At 71.1% G+C, this 1,265-nt stretch carries 2 protein-coding genes; both read right to left on the reverse strand.

The window, feature by feature from the left end:
- Positions 1 to 49: 49 nt before the first annotated feature.
- On the reverse strand, positions 50 to 937 hold the full coding sequence (locus tag JS521_RS35710) for a bifunctional DNA primase/polymerase (RefSeq protein WP_205086998.1): 888 nt from the start codon (positions 935 to 937) through the stop codon (positions 50 to 52).
- A complete protein-coding gene (locus tag JS521_RS35715) occupies positions 934 to 1,125 on the reverse strand; it encodes a hypothetical protein (RefSeq protein ID WP_205086999.1) in 192 nt (63 codons plus the stop codon). The genes JS521_RS35710 and JS521_RS35715 overlap by 4 nt, the downstream gene beginning before the upstream one ends.
- Between the last annotated feature and the right edge of the window lie 140 nt (positions 1,126 to 1,265).

Consider the following 1,265-nt stretch of genomic DNA (forward strand, 5'->3'; position numbering starts at 1 on the left):
CTGCTCGGGGTGGCAGGCAGGCTCTTAAGGCGGGGGGTCGGGGCGGCGGTCATGCCGGCCGCCCGGAGTTGTTGGCGACGGACCAGTTCAGAGCGCTGGTCACGGCGGCGCGGCACTCGTTCTCGCGGAGTCCGGCCCGCAATCCCGCCGAATTAAGAGCTTGCTCTACCTCATGCCGGTCGAGGTCGCCGGACGGGATGAACCGCCCCAGAGCACGGGCGGCCCTCACGAGCGTCCAGTTCCGCACACCCTCCCCAGCCCCGGCCACGGCCGCCGTTTCGGCCCTGAGAGCCGCTGCGGCGTACCTGGAGGCCCGAACCGGCGCGGGCGCGACCATCAATGCCCGCGAAGGCTGACGAGGCGTCAGGAGGGCGCACAGCCATTCCGGGAGCGGTACGGGCTCGGTGGGGTCGACTACGTCGTACGTGCCGTGCGGGAGGGTGCTCCCGGCGGCGACGACGTATCCGCCGTGGGCGCGGGTGTCGATGTGCTTGCCGAGCCTGCCCGTGCTGTTGCCGAGCCGGACCCCGTCCGGGGCGGTGAAGTACAGGTGGTGTCCGCCGCTCGCGGTCCGGGTCCGGTAGGTGGCGGGGACGGTCTGTCCGGCGCGCTCGCAGAGCGCTTGCAGGGAAGTGACGCCGTCAGGCGTTCCTTTCGGGTCCTTCGCCTTGACCGGGTCCAGGTCCACCACGACCAGCCCGGAAGGGCCCGTGGCCAGACCGACGTTGAAGGCCCCGGCCGACCAGGCGGAGCGGATGCGGTCGGGGTCGGCGGTGGCCCGCTGTTCCCACTTGCGGTGCCCGGCCGCGCAGTCGCCGGTACCGGGGCAGGCGGTTTCGCCGTGGAGGGCGGGGCGCTTGTCGCTAGGGCGGAGCGGGAAGACGCGCCACCTGCGCTCGGCCGCGTCCAGGGCGGCGTTCAGGAGGTGGGCGTTCATGCCGTCTCTCCGGTGGGCTCGGTGTGGGCGTCGACGATGTCCATGAGCAGGGTCTCGGCGGCCATGAGGTGACCGACCAGGACGCCGGGGTTGTTGAGGTCGATGGGGCGGATGTTCGCGACGTAGGCGCGGGCGGCCTCGATCGCGATGACGCGTGCGGCCTCCCGCACGACGGTGGGGTGCGTCATGATGGATGTCTCCAGTTCCGTGAGTGCTGGCAGACGAGAGCGGCCCCGACTTCATTGGCGTGAGAGGGGGCCGCTTTCGTGTTGCCGGTATTGGTTGCTGTGTGTGATGGGGAGGTAGGTAGGGGGTTTCTCCGGGAGGG

The sequence above is a fragment of the Streptomyces durocortorensis genome (assembly GCF_016901035.1).
Taxonomy (GTDB): domain Bacteria; phylum Actinomycetota; class Actinomycetes; order Streptomycetales; family Streptomycetaceae; genus Streptomyces; species Streptomyces durocortorensis.